The following is a 17,630-nucleotide window of genomic DNA, read 5'->3' on the forward strand; positions in this document are numbered from 1 at the left end:
AATCTATCTTAAGGGTTTAACAATAAATATCTATAACAGACGTATTACTCCTTTATCAGTTTAACTGTGCGTTTTAGATCCTCTCCAACCTGAATAAAATACACTCCTTTTTCCAAACCATTTAATCTAACAATCGTCGTTTCATACATTATTTTATTGCTTAATAAAATCTGGCCTAATAGATTGCGAATAGTGTACATGTTACCAACATATTTACGAGTGGTTTTTAGCAGTACATCACCGGAAGCAGGATTTGGATATACGGAAAATGATTGCTCTGAGATGGATTGATTTATGCCCGTTGAATTGTTTACCGTAAGAACCACCGTATTAGTTGTATCTGAACAACCACCAGAGGATATAATACACCTGAATTGCTGATTATTATTACTCAATGCAGCGTTTAATACCTTCAGGGTATCCTTATCCGTTCCGGTGTATTGACCGGCATTGCTTATGTTTTGAAAACCTAGCCCCAGATTAGTTTGCCATTGATAAGTTAACCGGTGAAACAGATGCACTAACTATAAATTGAGCTATTTCTCCAATATTCACAGTTTGGTTAGTTGGTTCTGCTACAATGCTAACTCCTGAAAGTAAGTTTACATTTAACAGTGAAGAAGTAGCTGTACAGTTTCCATTAGCCACTGTAACCCGTATAGTTACCTGCTGTGGTGACTATTATGAGATGATGTTAAAGCGCCCGTTGACCACGTATTATTGGTAGAACTGGATGATGTTAACGTCACACTTCCACCGGGACATAAGGAAGTTGAACCGCTAGGAGTGATAACTGGTGTTGACGGTATTGTATTTACCATTACTGAAATACTTGCCGTTGGTGCACACAGCCCTACCGTTGGTGTAAAGGTGTAGGTTGATGTTCCTGCATTAGCGGTGCTAATATTGGAAGGGCTCCAGGTTCCGGTAATGCCATTAGTAGAGGTAGTTGGTAAACTACCCGGTGTTGCGCCTACGCAATATGGACCATACGAATTAAATGTTGTGTAATATTCGCATTTATGGTGACTGTACGTGTAGCAGTAGTGGCACACAGCCCTGCCGTTGGTGTAAAGGTGTAGGTTGATGTTCCTGCATTAGCGGTGCTAATATTGGAAGGGCTCCAGGTTCCGGTAATGCCATTAGTAGAGGTAGTTGGTAAACTACCCGGTGTTGCGCCTACGCAATATGGACCATACGAATTAAATGTTGGTGTAATATTCGCATTTATGGTGACTGTACGTGTAGCAGTAGTGGCACACAGCCCTGCCGTTGGTGTAAAGGTGTAGGTTGATGTTCCTGCATTAGCGGTGCTAATATTGGAAGGGCTCCAGGTTCCGGTAATGCCATTAGTAGAGGTAGTTGGTAAACTACCCGGTGTTGCGCCTACGCAATATGGAATTACACGAATTAAATGTTGGTGTAATATTCGCATTTATGGTGACTGTACGTGTAGCAGTAGTGGCACACAGCCCTGCCGTTGGTGTAAAGGTGTAGGTTGATGTTCCTGCATTAGCGGTGCTAATATTGGAAGGGCTCCAGGTTCCTGTAATGCCATTGCTGGACGTAGTTGGTAAACTGCCTGGTGTTGCTCCTACACAATATGGTCCATACGTATTAAACGTTGGGGCAGTATTGGTATTAACAGTTATTGTTGTTGCAGCAGACATTGCATTGCAGTTACCATTAGATACTGTAACGGTAAAAGTTCCATTACTCGTAACTGTTATAGATTGTGTTGTAGCTCCAGTTGACCAGACATTTCCCGTTGTACTCGAAGAGGTTAAAGTAACTGATCCTCCCTGACAAAAGCTTGTTGGACCACTTGCACTTATAGTTGGCGCGGTTGGAGGTGAGACCACATTCACTGTAATTGAACGAGTATTTACAGAACAACCATTGCTATTGGTTATTTTACAATAATATGCTCCAGAACTTGTAGCTGAATAACTTGAAGAAGTAACACCATTTATTAATATTCCATTTTTATACCACTCATATGTATAACCGGCTCCGGTGGTAGGACGAATTGTAACAAAAGATCCAGAACAAAAAGTTGTAGGACCGGATAAACTGACTGAAGTATCAGGATTAAGAACAATATACTTTTTAACAGGAGTCCAGTGTTCATCATCAGAATACGGATTCGTTGCAATCACTCTTAGTTTATAATTACGGGTTGTATCCCATACTGAGGGAGGTAGGTTTATATTAAAAGTTCCCACATATTGGGTGCTTGTTCCGGTTACAATACTATCAATATTTTGCGGAGTATTAAAGTTTCCATTAGCGTCTGATAATTGCAGATAAAATATGTTGTTAGCAACACTATAATTGCCTACAGCAGTAAATTGAAGCTGGTAATTTGTATTTTCGTTTGGACCTATACAAGGAGGGTTTGGTTGAATTACTTGAGAAGTATAAATAGCATAGTCGTTGGGGGTCCATTCACAATTGTATCCTCTACCATTACTTGAGTTGTATAAATTTTCATCATAAAATCCAAAAACATTTCTAGATGTGTTTGTCCAAGACGTTGAATATACCGCATTATCAAAATATTGGAATCCATTAACCTGATAAATGGTATATATTGTTGTCCATTGTTCTACACTAGGGTCATACCTTAAAAAAGCCTTATTCTGTTGGCTTTGTTGCAAATCTGTAACTAGACAATAACCATAGCCTTGAAATGAAAATCCGTTAAATATCAAGCATGTCGCACCACTTTGACAAGCATAACGTATATTTGGATTTGAACTGAGTGGCGATGGCTTATTATACCAAACATCAATTACTGGATCATATTGGTAAAATGCTCCAGGTCCCCAAAGTACATATCCAAAATTATCAATAGAAAAGCCTCTAGGTTTATTTGGTACACTAGGCAATAATATACCGAGTGAACCGCTAAAATTAATGTCTGCTTTTCTGAGAAAGACATCCACAGCCGGATTGTATTCCCAAACTTCATTTACTGGGAAATTATTTAATGTATTTGAATTATATGCAGTTGTAACACCAGAGACTATGTAGAGTTTGTTATTTAGAACAAAATACGCTGGCGCTGACTTGGTGGAGCCTGGGAATTGTTGCTTTGACGACCAGGAATTGTTAATTGGATTATATTCATATATCCTAGGGATTCCGCCAGCATTTGCCAAGATATAACCTTTACCATTAATACTGCAACTTGCCATTACATTAGTAATGTAACCAATTGATTGTTTTGTAATGTAAGTATCTGAATATCTCTCATACCGATAAAAACCCGCATTACTACCGCAAAAAACAGAATCACCTATAGCAAAAGCAATTGTTTGCTGGGCGTCACAGGTTGCATTGCTACATCCATTTACTGTGGGGACATTTATTTTATTCAACCAGATGCCAGTAGTTTGAGCATAAATATTATCAATATTATTAATCAGAGTCAATAAAAAAGTAACAAAATACAACAACGTATTTAAATTAATTAGCCTCATATAAAATCTATTTTACAATTATTATGATCAAAATTTTCACTGTTGTTTAATTTAAACCTGTTTAAATTGTTGACATGCCAGTCAAGACAAGGCGTATTTTCATTTACCCTTTGCATCAGTACTTTCACCGTCTTCAAGAATTCAATATTCCAAAGGCGGTAAGTATCAGAAGCTTGTCCGTACCAGTCCTGACAGTTCAGTTGTTGCTTAAATCTTGTCAATACATCATTCCATACTAAGCCTTCTCTGAATGATCCTCTCTGGAATTCCCTTTGAAGTTCAGCTTGCATATCCCGGATGCCTTGAGCATTACAATTTTTAAGTTTCAGGTACCTTTTATGGTCAATAAACCTCCAATTGCCGGTTTTTATTCGGGCAACGATGTAACGGTTAGTTGGCTGTGGGGAATTACTTGCCAGTGTATACAACACCAGGTCTTTGCTTTCATCGGGTGGCGCGGCGCGGTTAAAGGCCTGCAAATAGGCAAAATGGGCCTGGGCTTTGCCCGTCTCATCCTTATATCTTCTGCTATTGAAGAACCATTCTTCAAAGCCAAACCCGTAACGATGTTCGTGGGTTGTGTTGTTGGTGCTTTTACCTTGAGCCCCACTTGGCAATTGCCACAGGTGTTTATGGTCGTAGCTCAGTCGTATATAATATGCCATGGTGTTGAATTAATTCTTAAAGTTTGTCTTTATCATCCTGAATCAATTCCGCTCAGCTCTTTTATTCTTCATCCTTAGAACATCCCCTGCCTACTCTATTTTTCTTCGATCGTTAATGTATTTCCACATTTTCATCTAATCAATTATTTAACTTTTTGTATAATAATTTATTATTAATAATAACAAATTTAGTATATTTAATAACTTTTTCAAATAAAAATTGTCTTTTTGTTTGTCAAATATGTGTGACTTTTGCTAATGCAAATGCACATAGGCTTACAAATAAAACTGGCGCGTATAGCAAAGGGTTTAACCCAGCAGGAATTGGCGGAGCGTATCTTCAAAACACGCCCGCTGGTATCGCATATTGAGCAAAGGGGCGAGGTAAACGAAAAAACACTGGCGGATATAAGAAAGATATTGGATATGTCTGAGCAAAATAACCCGGTAAGCAAAGATAGCGTAGGCTATGATGCTAATGTGCAGCAAAAGTTTTTACAGCAGGAAGTGGAACACCTGCTGCGCGAAATTGAACTGCTCAAAAGCGAAAATGAGGTTCTGCGCCAGTTGGCCGATACTCAAAAGCAACTGATTGAAAGGTTAAAGGGATAACGGCAAGACCTTTCTTAAAGCAATATTCCTCTCGCCGCTCGAAAGGACAATAAAAGAAACCTGTAATCGTAATGACAAGAGAGGAAATTTCTGTGTGCCAGAATTAGTTTCAACTAAACACACTTCTACACATCATAATTCAGCACACTCTGCGCCCATCGTTCTATTTCTTCTGTTTTCATGTTTTTCGTTTCGCATAATCTTCCACCTGGTCTTTGGCTATCTTACCTATGCCGAAATACTTACTGTCTGGATGCGAGAAATACCATCCGCTTACGCTCGATGCCGGATACATCGCATTGCTTTCCGTTAAAATAATGCCGGCATTCTTTTCTGCATCCAGCAACTTAAATAGCATCGGTTTTTCGGTATGGTCCGGGCAGGCCGGATAGCCCGGCGCCGGACGAATACCTTCGTATTTTTCCTTGATCAGCTCATCGTTGCCCAGCTGCTCATGCAGGGCATATCCCCACCATTCCTTGCGTACCCGCTCGTGCATGCGTTCGGCGAACGCTTCTGCCAATCGGTCCGCCAAAGCCGCCAGCATGATCTTGTTGTAGTCATCGTGCTGTTCTTCAAAATGTTTCAGCCATTTTTCAATACCGATCCCGGTGGTCACGGCAAAGCCGCCGATGTAATCCTGTTTGCCGCTTTCTTTCGGCGCCACAAAATCACTCAGGCAGTAGTTCGGAAGTCCTTCCCCTTTCTTGTTTTGCTGGCGCAGGTGGTGCAGAGACACACCCCTTAATCCCCTCTCAAGAGGGGAAACCGGTTCCTGCTCGTTATTTTCGGAAGCAGTAATGATAATATCATCTGTATCGCTGTTGGCTTCAAAAAACCCGATGACCGCTTTTGCCGTCAGCCATTTTTCGGCAATGATTGTATCGAGTAAGGCATTGGCGTCATGGAACAATTTTTTCGCTTCCACGCCCACAATCTTATCTTCTAAGATATTCGGATACTTTCCGTGCAATTCCCAGGTGGAGAAAAAGGGTGTCCAGTCAATATACGGCCGTATTTCCGACAAATCGTACTCTTCAAAAACCCGGGTGCCCAGGAAACTTGGTTTCGGCGGGTTGTAGTGTTCCCAGTCTAACTGCAATTTGTTTTTGCGGGCCTCTTCGAGCGAAATATAATCTTTGATGATTTGTTTGCCCTGATGCCTTTCGCGCATCATCTCGTATTCCGATTTGATATCGGAGATAAATTTATCTCTGTTGTCTTTGTTTAACAAGGAACTTGCTACCGGTACACTGCGGGAAGCATCCAGTACGTGTATGGTAGGCTGGTCGTAATTGGGTTCGATCTTAACGGCGGTATGTATCTTGGAGGTCGTGGCTCCGCCAATCAGCAGAGGCTGTTTCATGCCGCGGCGTTTCATTTCTTTCGCCACAAATACCATCTCATCGAGCGAAGGAGTAATCAGTCCGCTTAATCCGATGATGTCTGCCTGTTCTTTCTCGGCAGCATCCAGTATCTTGTCACAAGGCACCATCACGCCCAGGTCTACGATTTCAAAATTATTACAGGCCAACACCACGCCCACAATATTTTTTCCGATGTCGTGAACGTCGCCCTTAACGGTGGCCAATAAGATTTTGCCCTGTTTGTTGCTTTCCCCTGCCTCTTTGGAAGCCTCGATAAACGGCAGGAGATAAGCCACGGATTTCTTCATCACCCGTGCACTTTTCACCACCTGTGGCAGGAACATTTTGCCGGCTCCGAATAAATCACCTACTACATTCATACCGTCCATCAGCGGGCCTTCAATGACGCTCAGTGGTTTGTCATACTGCTGCCGGCATTCTTCCGTATCTTCATCAATGAAGTCAACGATACCCTTGACCAAGGCGTGTTTCAGGCGTTCCTGAACGGATTGGTTTCTCCACACCAGGTCTTCTTCTTTTTTCTTCGCAGTGCCTTTTACGGTTTCTGCGTATTCCAGTAGTCGTTCAGTAGAGTCGTCTCTCCGGTTTAATAAGACATCTTCCACACGCTCTAATAATCCTTTCTCCACATTGTCGTAGACTTCTATCATTGTCGGATTGACGATGCCCATATCCATGCCTTCCTGAATGGCGTGATACAGGAAAGCAGAGTGCATGGCCTCGCGTACAATATTGTTTCCCGGAAAGAGAAAAGAGACGTTGCTGACTCCGCCGCTGACGTGTGCCCCTTTCAGATGGGTGCGTATCCACTTCGTCGCCCGGAAGAAGTCCAGCGCATTGTTGCGGTGTTCTTCCATTCCTGTCGCCACCGGAAAATATTCGGGTCGAAGATGATATCGTTCGGATTGAATTGTACGTTGTTGACCAAGATGTCATAACTGCGCTGGCAGATTTCTATCCTGCGTTCGTAGCTGTCGGCCTGTCCCTGTTCGTCAAAAGCCATGACCACCGTAAGCGGCGCCATATTTCCTGATCAATTTCGCCTGGCGGATAAATTCTTCTTCTCCGCCTTTTTAAGCTGATGGAATTGACGATGCCTTTTCCCTGTATGCATTTCAATCCGGCTTCTATGATTTCCCATTTGGAAGAGTCTATCATAATCGGAATACGGGAAATTTCCGGTTCGGAGGCAATCAGGTTGAGGAATTTCACCATGGCTTTCGCCATCAATCATGCCCTCATCCATATTCATCCAATACCTGTGCGCCGCGCGTACCTGATCCATCGCTACTGAAAGGGCGTCTTCAAAACGCTCTTCCTTGATCATTTTTAAAAACACCTTGGAGCCGGTTACGTTGGTACGTTCGCCGATATTGACAAAATTGGATGCTTTGGAAACGATTAAAGGTTCGAGTCCGGATAATTTAAGTAGGTTATTTTCTGACATTTTACATTTATTGTTATCTCACACACCCCTTAATCCCCTCTCAAGAGGGGAATTCCGGACAGTGCTGTCTTTTCGTAATTGCTGTGATACAATGTAATTACGGATTGGTTTATTACTGTCCGAATTTCCCTCCTACCAGGAGGGATTAAGGGAGGTGTTTTTCATGATTTAATTTTCTATCTCTTGTAAACTATTTACTAATCTCGGTTTATATTCACTTGCTATCTCTGCAATACGTTTGATATGATCCGGTGTGGTGCCGCAAGCATCCGCCTAAGATATTGATGAGTCCCAGTTCCAGGAATTCGCGGATTTGCTGTCCCATGATATCCGGTGTTTCATCATACGCACCGAATTCATTCGGCAGCCCGGCATTCGGATAGGCGCTCACCAGGAATGGGGCTTCTTTGGATAATATCTGCAGATATGGCCGCAGTTCCCTGGCACCTAATGCACAATTTAATCCAATGGAAAACAAGGGTACATGTGACAGGGAAATTAAAAGGCTTCCGTCGTTTGTCCGCTCAGGGTTCTTCCGCTGGCGTCGGTGATGGTCCCCGAAATCATGACGGGATATTCTTTGTCCAGGTCTTCGAAGAGTGTCTGAACGGCAAATAGCGCCGCTTTTGCATTTAACGTGTCAAAGATGGTTTCAATCAATAAAATATCTACTCCACCTTCGATTAACGCTTTTGCCTGTTCGTAATAGGCCTTTACCAGTTCATCAAATGTCACGGCGCGATATCCCGGGTCGTTAACATCCGGCGAGATGGAACAGGTCCGGTTGGTTGGTCCCATGGCACCTGCCACGAAACGTGGTTTGTCCGGCTCTTTGGCGGTCATCTCATCAGCCACTTCCCGGGCAATTTTAGCGCTCTGGAAATTGATATCATATACCGCATCTTCCAGGTGATAGTCAGCCTGTGCAATGGTGGTGCCGCTGAAGGTATTGGTTTCCACGATATCGGCGCCGGCTTCAAAATACTGGCGATGAATGGCCTTGATGATGTCCGGCCGTGTGATGGATAGTAAATCGTTATTGCCTTTCAGCGGGTAGGGGTGATTTTTAAAGTGCTCGCCCCTATAGTCTTCTTCTTCCAGGTTGTAGCGCTGTATCATGGTGCCCATGGCGCCATCCAGGATAAGGATGCGTTCCTGCGCGATTTTAGATAGTAATTCATTCATAATCCGAGTCACTTTTTCTGTGTGAAAGATACATTCTGAACGGACAACTATATTTTGAGAGGGCTGAACTCATCTTATCTTTTCCAGACAAGGTAGTCCGGATAGGATTTAGCACCTTCAAACATCAGATGTCTAGGGTTGCTAAGGTTTCTCAGGGCCTACTCCTCCACCTTTCAAAATAAATTTGGTATGTAAAGAACAAATATTAGAGTCCAAAAGTACGAATTTTGTATTATACTAAAAATTAATTTTTCGAATTCGTAAGTTTGCAGTTCATTTTCACAAAAGCATTCATGAAGGTAACCGACATTTTGGCGCAAAATAAGGATAAAACACTCGTTTCATTTGAGATACTGCCTCCGTTGAAAGGAAAAAAGCATCGATTCCATCACCAAGATACTGGACCCTCTGATGGAATTCCAGCCTCCCCTTATTGATGTGACTTATCACAGAGAGGAATTTGAGTATAAACAGACGCCAAGCGGTTATTTTGAAAAAATAGCTGTACGAAAACGTCCGGGAACGGTAGGCATCTGTGCGGCTATCAAATACCGGTACAATGTGGAAGCAGTACCTCATTTTCGTGCGGTGGGTTCAGCAAGGAAGAAACGGAAAACGCGCTGATAGATTTAGGTTTCTTAGGCATTCAGAATATCCGGCACTTCGGGAGATGCCCGTAAGCTGGAGAAAAATTCGTACCGGAGCCCGACGGGCACGCCTTTGCGCTGGGTTTGGTGGAACAGATTGCCAATATGAATGCCGGCAGGTATCTGGACAATGACTTAATCAATCCGGTAAAGACAGATTTTTGCATAGGCGTGGCGGGTTATCCTGAAAAACATTTTGAAGCGGCGAACTACGAACAGGATTTGCTGTACCTCAAACAGAAAATAGACGCCGGTGCTGATTATATCGTTACGCAAATGTTTTTGACAATAAGGCTTATTTCAAATTTGTAGAGGATTGCCAGGAAATGGGCATTCATGTTCCCATCTTCCGGGTATCAAACCGATTACCAAGATGGGTCAGTTGAACAGCATCCCGGCGGCTCTTTATCAATATGCCGGAAGCATTGGTCAAGGAGGCTAAAAAGTGTAAAGAGGATGCGGCGGTCAAACAGATTGGAATTGAATGGTGCATTGAGCAGAGCAAAGAGCTGGTCAAATTTGGGGTGCCATGCCTGCATTATTATACGATGGGAGATGTGAAGACTATTTCTGCAATATGTAAGGAGTTGGTTTAGTTAGATTTGAGAAATTAGAGAGGAGATGTTGAGAATTTCTTGTGTTAATTCTCAGACCCCACATCTCAAATCTCAAATTCTATCCTTACCTTAAATTCACGGTGAATATTCATTTTCAAAAAGGCCGGGGCGCGCAAAGTAACCTGACGAATCGTTTTTCGTCCCTGAATTACGATGAAATGGAGTATGTGGAAGAGGAAGGTGCAACCAACGTTTTAACCAAATATTTGGAGTTTTCCAAAAACGATTGTCAATCCGGTAAAGAGCAAGGATGTTCCGTTGGATTATTCGATGAATCCCTGAGGGTTGTGGAGCATGGCTGCACTTACTGTTATGCCCGGAATACACATCCGTATTGGGGCCAACGCCGGACTCGATTTTGAGCGCGTTATTCTGGTAAAGAAAAACGCACCGGATTTATTGCGCAAGACGCTTTCCAGAAAATCCTGGAGATCGAGTCCTATTATGCTTTCCGGTAATACCGATTGCTATCAGCCTGTAGAACGCAAACTGGAAATAACGAGACAATTGTTGCAAATATTGCTGAATCACAAACATCCCGTCGGTATCATCACCAAGAACAGCCTTATACAGCGGGATATAGATATAATACAGGAGATGGCGACGCTGCAATTGGTGCATGTCATCATCAGCATTACCACGTTGAATGAAGAGATTCCGCATGATGGAGCCGCGGACGGCACTGCCGGAAAGAGATTGGATACCGTGGAGGTTTTTGCCAAAGCCGGAATTCCAGTCATGGTCAATATTGCTCCGGTCGTTCCGGGTTTGACGGATATTGAATTATGAAAAATTGCAAAAGCAAAAGCAGGGCACTGCGCTGCTCTCGGTATTGGATATAATGTTCTGCGTTTGCCGGGAGAGGTGGAAAGGTATTTACGGACTGGCTGGAGAAAGCATTTCCCGTTTAAGGAAGAGAAGGTACTGAATCAGACAAAAGCCGTGCACGGCGGACAGATCCCAGGATGCTCAATCCGGAAGACGTATGCGCGGAGAAGGCGTTATTGCGCATTCCATTAAACAACAAGTTGAAATGGCTAGAAATAAATTTTTTAAAGGAAGAACGATTCCGGAGTTAAGATGTGATTTATTTGACCCGAAAGTAAATGGCCAGATTTCTGTTTTAGAAAGGCTATTCCAGCCTTTTCCTTTCGTTGTAACTTAAGTTTATTGGTTAAATGAAAATTTAACGGCGTTGCTTCGATTTCAATATAAGAGGTGTCCAGACCGAAATCCTTATATGGAGGATAACTCATATTGGTCAGAATTCATACACATTCATCACCAGCCTGGTTCTGGGTTTCAGGTCATTGTCTTCGGAAAGTTTGGGTTTCACGAATACAAATTTGAAATCAGCCGGAATATTATTTTCCCTCATCGAAGGATAACGGCTTAATTCATCCACTTCTCCGCTTAGAATCATCTCTTCCACGACCTTATGGAAGAGCCTGTTCACCTTATGTTTTACTTTGAATCCAAATTCCAGCCGGACAAAGAAAACCTTTCCGGGTATGATGGTCTTTACATAATAATTCTTGTCATGCTCATTCGGATAGTCTAAAAATATCAGCGTGTATGAACCAGTACACATCGGCTCTTTTCGGGTTTCGCTGAAATATGGAATAAATGATATTGGAATCCACCTGTGCCGTTCTTTTTGACTTTCGTGACATGAATAACAGATTCGTCGCTTCCTTAGGAATGCTTTTGTCTTCTATGATGGCATTAAACATGGGAATAAAATCATCGAGATTCACCAACTGATTGTACCCATCCCGGATAGAACGGGCACGATGCAGGAAAAACAGCAACATGAAAGAGATGGAAGGATAAAGAAGGTGAACCAGCCACCATAAAAAAAACTTACGCATATTGGACAGCAGGAAAATAAATTCTATCGAAAAAAGTTAACCCTAAGACAGCAATTAGGATAAGCGGTTTTCTTTTCTATTCGGAAAAACAACATCACCAATCCGGTGGTCATAATCATATCGATGGTGATGGTAAGGCCAGACGGCTTCCATATTGCTGGATTCTCTGAATAAAATTATGATAATAATGCACCCTGTAAAGAGCAACCAGTTGATAGCCGGAATATAAATCTGTCCTTTGGATTCTGCGGGATAATCTACCCGTAAATTGACCCACAGACCGTTGTTTAATGGCCTCGCTGACCAGTGTAAAGCACCCGCTGATCAGAGCCTGACTGGCTATGATGGTCGCTATAGTGGCAAGGATGATAAAGTAGGTCAATAAATGTTTCGGCACGATGGCATAGAAGGGGCTTCCGATAGTAAGTATCTCTCCTTCGTGTTGCAAACACCAGGCGGATTGTCCGAGATAATTTAAGATTAGGCAGGATAATACAAATATCCAGCTTGCCTGTATGTTTCTTTTACCGCAATGTCCCAGATCAGCATATAAGGCTTCTGCTCCGTAGTACATAAGAAGACAGCGCCCAGAATCCAAAATCCCTGGGATAGTTTGTCAACAAGTGTACAGCATAGTATGGATTCCAGACATTTAATATTTCCGGATTTTTCAGTATTTGCAAGATACCCAATGTGCTAATAGCAGAAAACCACAGAAGCATAATGGGGCCGAATGTTTTGCCGATGGCGCTTGTGCCGAATTGCTGAAAAACAAACAACAACAATAAGATCGTCAATACAATAGGAATCGTTGGTAGATGTGGATACAAAATGTCCAAACCTTCTACCGCTGAAGAGATGGAAATGGGGGCGTGATGAAACCATCTGCGATCAATGTGGAACAGCCAATCAGTGCTGCAATCAACGGCCACCGGCGGGATGGTGTTTAACCATTCCGTATAACGCGGAAATTATTCCGCCTTCACCTGATTATCCGCCTTTGGGGCGAGGTGCAATATTTGAACGTTGTAATAATCAGCAATGTCCAGAATATACAGGAAGCGCCACCATACTCAGCTCCTTACTGATGGTATTGTTGCTGATAATGGCTTTCATAACATAAAGTGGGGAAGTACCGATATCACCAAAGATGATACCCATGGTAATCAGGATTCCATGAGGGCTGAGTTTATTTCTTATGTTACCTGATTCGTCAAGATTCTGCAGGTATAAATTAGGTTGAGCGATTCTAATATAACAAAAGGACCGGAATATCTAAGACAACTCCATGACTACCATACCAAATACATTAGCGGCGACCTCCGCCCTGTCAGACATATTGGAAATATGGCGATAAACTTCACGTTTAAAAAAAGATGTCCCAACGTATTGGGGTCTATCAGAATATTAAACAGATCTCTTACCGCTTTCCGCTATAAATGCTCCACTTCCTTTTCCAGCGTCTTACCACAAAGGTGTGTTCACCCGCTCCTGGGAGTTCTTGCTCAATCGTTCCATGGCGGCCAACAGTTCTTCCGTTTCTCTGCGCACTAGCGTTTATCTTGCGGATGTACTCATCCGGCACCACTTTAAGATGTTGCATCTCTTCTGACCGTAGTCGGCAGGTAGTCTACCATTCCTGCCAGCGCATTGGAGATGTTATAAATATCTTCCCGGTCAATCGAGGTGATAAACGTATTGTGCGGGTCATCAATCAGCACTCTGCGTATCTCTTCAATCTCTCGATAATATTTTTAATGTGTTCTATCTTGGAGGCATTGTCATCATCTAAGGAGTGTTCTAAAAAACAATGGTGGAATGTGTTTTCTTTGACTGTTCAATCAGCTGCAGGATAAACTTGTCATCTTTTTCACCTTTTGTACCAAAAAGTCCCATCGTTAAACTTTAGAAATAAAGTGAACAATAAAATATAAGACGCGGAAAGCAGAGCTGTAATCGGCACGGTCAGCACCCAGGCTAAAAGAATATCTTTTAATACCGTCCATCGGACTTTGGAAACCCTGTCACCGGCACCGGCGCCCATGATGGACATACTCACTACCTGTGGTGCTGACCGGTCCGCCTAAAGAGGAAGTCAGGATATCTAGTGCGGAGGGAAAGCTGCGACGTAAAACTGTGAATCGGACGAATCCGGTAATTTTCCCCTAAGGTGTGAATAATACGCCAGCCGCCCAAGGCAGTACTGCCAGACCAATGGGCACGGCGCTAATCAATATTACCCACCAGTGTACTACCTAAGTCTTCCTGGAATCCCAATACAACCAATCCCATCGTGATGACACCCATTGTCTTTGTGCATCGTTGGTGCCGTGGCTCAGCGCCAAGGCGATTGCGGTGGGAATCGTGCATACTACAATGCCGTATCCGCTTTCGGAGGCATCTTTAATATCTTCCGGGTGATGAGCACAATCAGCCATCCTGCTGTAAAGCCGATAACGGGAGAAATGAGTAACGCGATAATTGTTTTCCAAACCCAGCCATCTTTTGCCGCGGATGGACCCGAACCGCTATCACCGCCCCGATAATACCGCCTATCAGTCCGTGCGAAGAACTTGCCGGAATACCAAAATACCAGGTGGCCAGATTCCAGACGCTCGCACTGAGCAGCGCTGTCTCGTGACGACGGTTACTCGTTATATGTTTGAAACCGCCACTTCATCTCCGACCGTATGTGCTGCGCCACCCCGAACAGGAAAGGACCTACTCAGATTTTGCCATGGCGCCAGCATCAGCGCCGCCTTGCCGGACAGGCACGCAAGAGATCATCGTGGCAACGACATTGGCACTGTCATGAAATCCATTCGGAAATCAAAAAGTAGAGGTGAAGTATAACGATTAATGAGCAGGAAAACTAGGGGTCATGAAAATTTATCTCTTATAAAAATAATATGAAAAATTAGATGAAAACAGAATGTGATTTTTAGCAGTATCAGATTGGAATATAAATTTACAATAAACAGGAAGAACCGCATTTTTATTACTTTTGGCCCTTGAAATCGAATCAAAGTGTATTTGTAACGCGCTATCAGGTTGTGGGAAATAGGCATACAGGAGATAAAGGCGGCCCGTTTGGGTGTGTAATTATCAAAAGATGGAAAGATTATCGGAGAAGGGTGTAATCGGTTAACATCACCAAGCCCTGACGGAGCATGCTGAAGTGGGGCAATACGGAATGCCTGCAAAAACCTGGATAATTTCCAGCTTGACGGATGCGAAGTATAACCGTATTGTGAGCCCTGTGTCCGATGTGCCTGGAGTTATCTGTTGGAGCTTGATAATAAAATATATTATGCCAACACCCAGGAAGATGACAGGTATCGGATTTGATGGATTCTTTATTTACGATGAAATATCGCTGGACTTAACCCATCAGAAAATTTATGCTGCTGGCTGGCAGAGGAAACTGTGAAAACGTTTAACTGGAGGAATAAAACGGATAAGACCGAATACGAGAAAACAAGACGGGTTTATGAAAGAAAAACATATTCTGGCGTATTATTCCGAAAATAGCGTTGGCGACTCGGTGATAACGGTGTGTAAGCGGAACTGACGATAAAAGAGGACGGAGGATAAATTCAATTCTTCCACGCCCCAGAAAATCCTTAGCTGCGACAGGCTGCGCCCAGCAAGCATGGGGTGCGCCCGTCTCTTTGGAAGATTAAAGGAATCTCATTTGAGCAACGTGTCGCGGACTACCCGAAAATACCGGATATCATGCTACTAATATTTTGGCTGCCATCGGATTGACCGCTAAAGCGAGCTTTCTACACCCATACATAAATCAGCAATACCTACCGTATCGAAAAGTTTGAGGGTGCGGGATATACGGATGTTTGCCGGAACGGGAATACCGCAAACAAGCCCGCCGCCATGTTGGCAGGTACAGTTGATCGTTAATCCACGCTACCGGATGGCGCCTAACATCCCATCCCGAACGAGGTATATATACTCCTCAAATATGGCGGTAATGGATCGGTAAAGACACGAAAATATCGTGCGTTTTTGTCGCTCCAGCAGCTATTGCCCCGAATGGTGAAGATAAAAGTACCGGCTAAGTCAATGGGACAAATCAGCAAGCATAAGCCAAAGATGGTGAAGGCTCATTTTCAAAAAAAAATACTAACAATTGGGTGCCAGATGGCAAAATTCATAGTGTGGAAGCAAAAAACTTACCCAAAGCAAATAAGGAATTAAAAGATATTACGCATGGTTGGAAACAGGATAAAACGGGATAATGGATGGTAAAATAAACAACCACATACATAGAATTTCCTCAATTGCAAAACCCAGTAAATTTGAGTTGAAAAACAGAATGAATGAAAAAATTAAATGATATCAGTTGTACAGCGAATATCAACTGGCTTTGTCCTTTAACGGACTTTGGATTTCCATATCAGGAAAAAGGCAATTTCCATCATAGTCTCAAATGTAATCTAAACGGTAAAATATCCAGTTCAAAATATTAAAAGTCGGTTTGATATGATCGTTTGCCACCAATATTGGAATGGCATCATTGATATCAACGGATATTACTGCCATAACTTTTAGACAGATTACATTATATTAAGTATGTGCTTTGAGGTAGTTGTTCATATACTGGCTAACATCTGAATGAACAGTTTGTTGCTTGATGTAGATTTATTTCGAACCCGAGGAATACTTTTTATCTTTAAAGTACGGCAGCGGTCTTCCCGTCTTTGAGTTACTACGCAACAATCTCGGCATTTTGTAGATTCGAAAAATACAAATCTTCAAACGACATATTTGTACAATACCATTTCGATTGCTGTAGCAATGACCAATTACTGAAAAGCGGAAATCTGGGTCTGTTTTAAATCCGCCGAAATAGGTGTTGCGAATGTGTACTCAACCTATTTGCTTTCCATGGTGTTAAATTCTATCCAGACAGTATCATCATCTATCTCCAGACTAGAAGTATCCTTATCACATTTGCACCAAATACCATTTTTGTCCAAAATGGATAAAGGAAGCATCCCCAACTATTTTCTGGTTTGAGGTGCCTGCATTTATGCGTTTCTTGCTGATTACTTTTATAAAAGTATAAACAGGTTCCGTTTGAATCACCAGAGGGTTTTCTATATAGAGTTTACCCACCTGCCTTGGTTTGTCCTTTATCTTCGTATTCAAATCCTTGATGTCCTGATAAAACGGTTCAAATTCTTTCCCCCCTTTTTCCAGGATAAGCAGACTTTGACTTTCCGGAATTCCGGAACGACAGGGTGCCTTATCTTCATTGACCACCAGTGTCATTGGCCACCCCGGTACGGCATTGGAAACCAACGGCGCATGCGACAGGACCGGATGCCGGCACTCCAGCAGAATGGCTTTTTAGAGACCACTTTTACCAGTTTATAATTAAAAATGGTGGACGCATCTGCCCGGAACAGGCGGTGCCTTTGGTACCAGTGTTACCCATATCGTGTACAGAATCCTTCCATATATTAAAACCTATGATGGTGTCGTAAAAGAATTATGAAAAATCTTTATCACCTTGTTTTTCCGCAGCAAACACCCCATGGTTTGTTGCACCTTCACAGATAGCACGCTGTCCGTCTACTTTCCTTCTTCTGTATTTGGCGGGTTTTTTGCTGGTGCAGCCATTGCTGTAATGGATAAAATCTTGACCCAGCATGAGCAATAAGGAATACGATTTCATCTGTTTAATTTTATT

General features: G+C 42.7%; 15 protein-coding genes, 4 pseudogenes and 1 riboswitch. Of the genes and pseudogenes, 4 read left to right on the forward strand and 15 right to left on the reverse strand.

Annotated elements, in window-relative coordinates:
- Positions 1-44: 44 nt before the first annotated feature.
- The 4 genes from IPM95_12485 to IPM95_12500 form a co-directional block, all read right to left on the reverse strand.
- Positions 45-521, reverse strand: coding sequence for a T9SS type A sorting domain-containing protein (locus tag IPM95_12485; GenBank protein MBK9330089.1), 477 nt, complete (start codon positions 519-521; stop codon positions 45-47).
- Between the two features lie 452 nt (positions 522-973).
- Positions 974-1,435: a hypothetical protein gene (locus IPM95_12490; GenBank protein MBK9330090.1), complete on the reverse strand. Its 462-nt coding sequence runs from the start codon at positions 1,433-1,435 to the stop codon at positions 974-976.
- A complete protein-coding gene (locus tag IPM95_12495; protein MBK9330091.1) occupies positions 1,371-3,485 on the reverse strand; it encodes a hypothetical protein in 2,115 nt (704 codons plus the stop codon). The genes IPM95_12490 and IPM95_12495 overlap by 65 nt, the downstream gene beginning before the upstream one ends.
- Positions 3,482-4,150, reverse strand: coding sequence for a hypothetical protein (locus IPM95_12500; protein MBK9330092.1), 669 nt, complete (start codon positions 4,148-4,150; stop codon positions 3,482-3,484). The genes IPM95_12495 and IPM95_12500 overlap by 4 nt, the downstream gene beginning before the upstream one ends.
- A 258-nt stretch (positions 4,151-4,408) precedes the next feature.
- Here IPM95_12500 and IPM95_12505 point away from each other — a divergent pair, with 258 nt between their 5' ends.
- Complete coding sequence (locus tag IPM95_12505; GenBank protein MBK9330093.1) at positions 4,409-4,762, forward strand: helix-turn-helix domain-containing protein; 354 nt, start codon at positions 4,409-4,411, stop codon at positions 4,760-4,762.
- A 125-nt stretch (positions 4,763-4,887) separates the two neighbouring features.
- On the opposite strand, the pseudogene metH reads toward IPM95_12505, so the two are convergent.
- Positions 4,888-7,597, reverse strand: a pseudogene (metH, locus tag IPM95_12510) (methionine synthase).
- 168 nt (positions 7,598-7,765) lie between these two features.
- Positions 7,766-8,782 (reverse strand): annotated as a pseudogene (locus IPM95_12515) (homocysteine S-methyltransferase family protein).
- Positions 8,783-8,853: 71 nt separating this feature from the next.
- Positions 8,854-8,967, reverse strand: a riboswitch (SAM riboswitch).
- Between the two features lie 108 nt (positions 8,968-9,075).
- Between IPM95_12515 and IPM95_12520 the strand changes: the two are divergent.
- Both IPM95_12520 and IPM95_12525 read left to right on the forward strand, forming a co-directional pair.
- A pseudogene (locus IPM95_12520) lies at positions 9,076-10,025 on the forward strand (methylenetetrahydrofolate reductase).
- Between the two features lie 179 nt (positions 10,026-10,204).
- Positions 10,205-11,211 (forward strand): annotated as a pseudogene (locus tag IPM95_12525) (PA0069 family radical SAM protein).
- A gap of 96 nt (positions 11,212-11,307) precedes the next feature.
- Here IPM95_12525 and IPM95_12530 read toward each other — a convergent pair.
- The 7 genes from IPM95_12530 to IPM95_12560 all read right to left on the reverse strand — a co-directional run bounded on the left by IPM95_12530 (position 11,308) and on the right by IPM95_12560 (position 14,575).
- Positions 11,308-11,637 (reverse strand): hypothetical protein, encoded by a 330-nt coding sequence (locus IPM95_12530; GenBank protein ID MBK9330094.1) that lies wholly within the window; start codon positions 11,635-11,637, stop codon positions 11,308-11,310.
- Positions 11,591-11,917: a hypothetical protein gene (locus tag IPM95_12535; GenBank protein ID MBK9330095.1), complete on the reverse strand. Its 327-nt coding sequence runs from the start codon at positions 11,915-11,917 to the stop codon at positions 11,591-11,593. Before IPM95_12535 ends, IPM95_12530 begins: the two co-directional genes overlap by 47 nt.
- A gap of 115 nt (positions 11,918-12,032) precedes the next feature.
- A complete protein-coding gene (locus IPM95_12540; protein MBK9330096.1) occupies positions 12,033-12,491 on the reverse strand; it encodes a KUP/HAK/KT family potassium transporter in 459 nt (152 codons plus the stop codon).
- Positions 12,460-12,747 carry a KUP/HAK/KT family potassium transporter gene (locus IPM95_12545; GenBank protein MBK9330097.1) on the reverse strand — a complete coding sequence of 96 codons (288 nt, stop codon included), beginning with the start codon at positions 12,745-12,747 and terminating at the stop codon, positions 12,460-12,462. Before IPM95_12545 ends, IPM95_12540 begins: the two co-directional genes overlap by 32 nt.
- 205 nt (positions 12,748-12,952) lie before the next feature.
- Positions 12,953-13,078, reverse strand: a complete 126-nt coding sequence (locus IPM95_12550) for a KUP/HAK/KT family potassium transporter (GenBank protein MBK9330098.1) — start codon at positions 13,076-13,078, stop codon at positions 12,953-12,955.
- Positions 13,079-13,787: 709 nt separating this feature from the next.
- The gene (locus tag IPM95_12555; GenBank protein MBK9330099.1) at positions 13,788-13,976 is read right to left on the reverse strand and encodes an inorganic phosphate transporter; all 189 of its coding nucleotides are present in this window, start codon (positions 13,974-13,976) and stop codon (positions 13,788-13,790) included.
- Positions 13,977-14,347: 371 nt separating this feature from the next.
- On the reverse strand, positions 14,348-14,575 hold the full coding sequence (locus IPM95_12560) for an inorganic phosphate transporter (GenBank protein ID MBK9330100.1): 228 nt from the start codon (positions 14,573-14,575) through the stop codon (positions 14,348-14,350).
- Between the two features lie 1,679 nt (positions 14,576-16,254).
- Here IPM95_12560 and IPM95_12565 point away from each other — a divergent pair.
- A complete protein-coding gene (locus IPM95_12565; GenBank protein ID MBK9330101.1) occupies positions 16,255-16,404 on the forward strand; it encodes a hypothetical protein in 150 nt (49 codons plus the stop codon).
- Positions 16,405-16,882: 478 nt separating this feature from the next.
- On the opposite strand, the gene IPM95_12570 is transcribed toward IPM95_12565, so the two are convergent.
- Together IPM95_12570 and IPM95_12575 are read right to left on the reverse strand one after the other, a co-directional pair.
- Complete coding sequence (locus IPM95_12570; protein ID MBK9330102.1) at positions 16,883-17,209, reverse strand: hypothetical protein; 327 nt, start codon at positions 17,207-17,209, stop codon at positions 16,883-16,885.
- Between the two features lie 220 nt (positions 17,210-17,429).
- Complete coding sequence (locus tag IPM95_12575) at positions 17,430-17,615, reverse strand: hypothetical protein (protein MBK9330103.1); 186 nt, start codon at positions 17,613-17,615, stop codon at positions 17,430-17,432.
- Positions 17,616-17,630: the final 15 nt, after the last annotated feature.

The organism is Sphingobacteriales bacterium (genome assembly GCA_016719635.1).
Classification (GTDB): domain Bacteria; phylum Bacteroidota; class Bacteroidia; order Chitinophagales; family JADIYW01; genus JADJSS01.

Bases quoted from the DNA above. Each gene is read 5' to 3' on its own strand.
- IPM95_12540 (MBK9330096.1), bottom strand. From the start codon at position 12,491: ATGTACTACGGAGCAGAAGCCTTATATGCTGATCTGGGACATTGCGGT.
- IPM95_12535 (MBK9330095.1), bottom strand. From the start codon at position 11,917: ATGCGTAAGTTTTTTTTATGGTGGCTGGTTCACCTTCTTTATCCTTCC.
- IPM95_12530 (MBK9330094.1), bottom strand. From the start codon at position 11,637: ATGTGTACTGGTTCATACACGCTGATATTTTTAGACTATCCGAATGAG.
- IPM95_12500 (MBK9330092.1), bottom strand. From the start codon at position 4,150: ATGGCATATTATATACGACTGAGCTACGACCATAAACACCTGTGGCAA.
- IPM95_12490 (MBK9330090.1), bottom strand. From the start codon at position 1,435: ATGCGAATATTACACCAACATTTAATTCGTGTAATTCCATATTGCGTA.
- IPM95_12565 (MBK9330101.1), top strand. From the start codon at position 16,255: ATGAAAAAATTAAATGATATCAGTTGTACAGCGAATATCAACTGGCTT.
- IPM95_12575 (MBK9330103.1), bottom strand. From the start codon at position 17,615: ATGAAATCGTATTCCTTATTGCTCATGCTGGGTCAAGATTTTATCCAT.
- IPM95_12495 (MBK9330091.1), bottom strand. From the start codon at position 3,485: ATGAGGCTAATTAATTTAAATACGTTGTTGTATTTTGTTACTTTTTTA.
- IPM95_12550 (MBK9330098.1), bottom strand. From the start codon at position 13,078: ATGGGTATCATCTTTGGTGATATCGGTACTTCCCCACTTTATGTTATG.
- IPM95_12505 (MBK9330093.1), top strand. From the start codon at position 4,409: ATGCAAATGCACATAGGCTTACAAATAAAACTGGCGCGTATAGCAAAG.
- IPM95_12570 (MBK9330102.1), bottom strand. From the start codon at position 17,209: ATGACACTGGTGGTCAATGAAGATAAGGCACCCTGTCGTTCCGGAATT.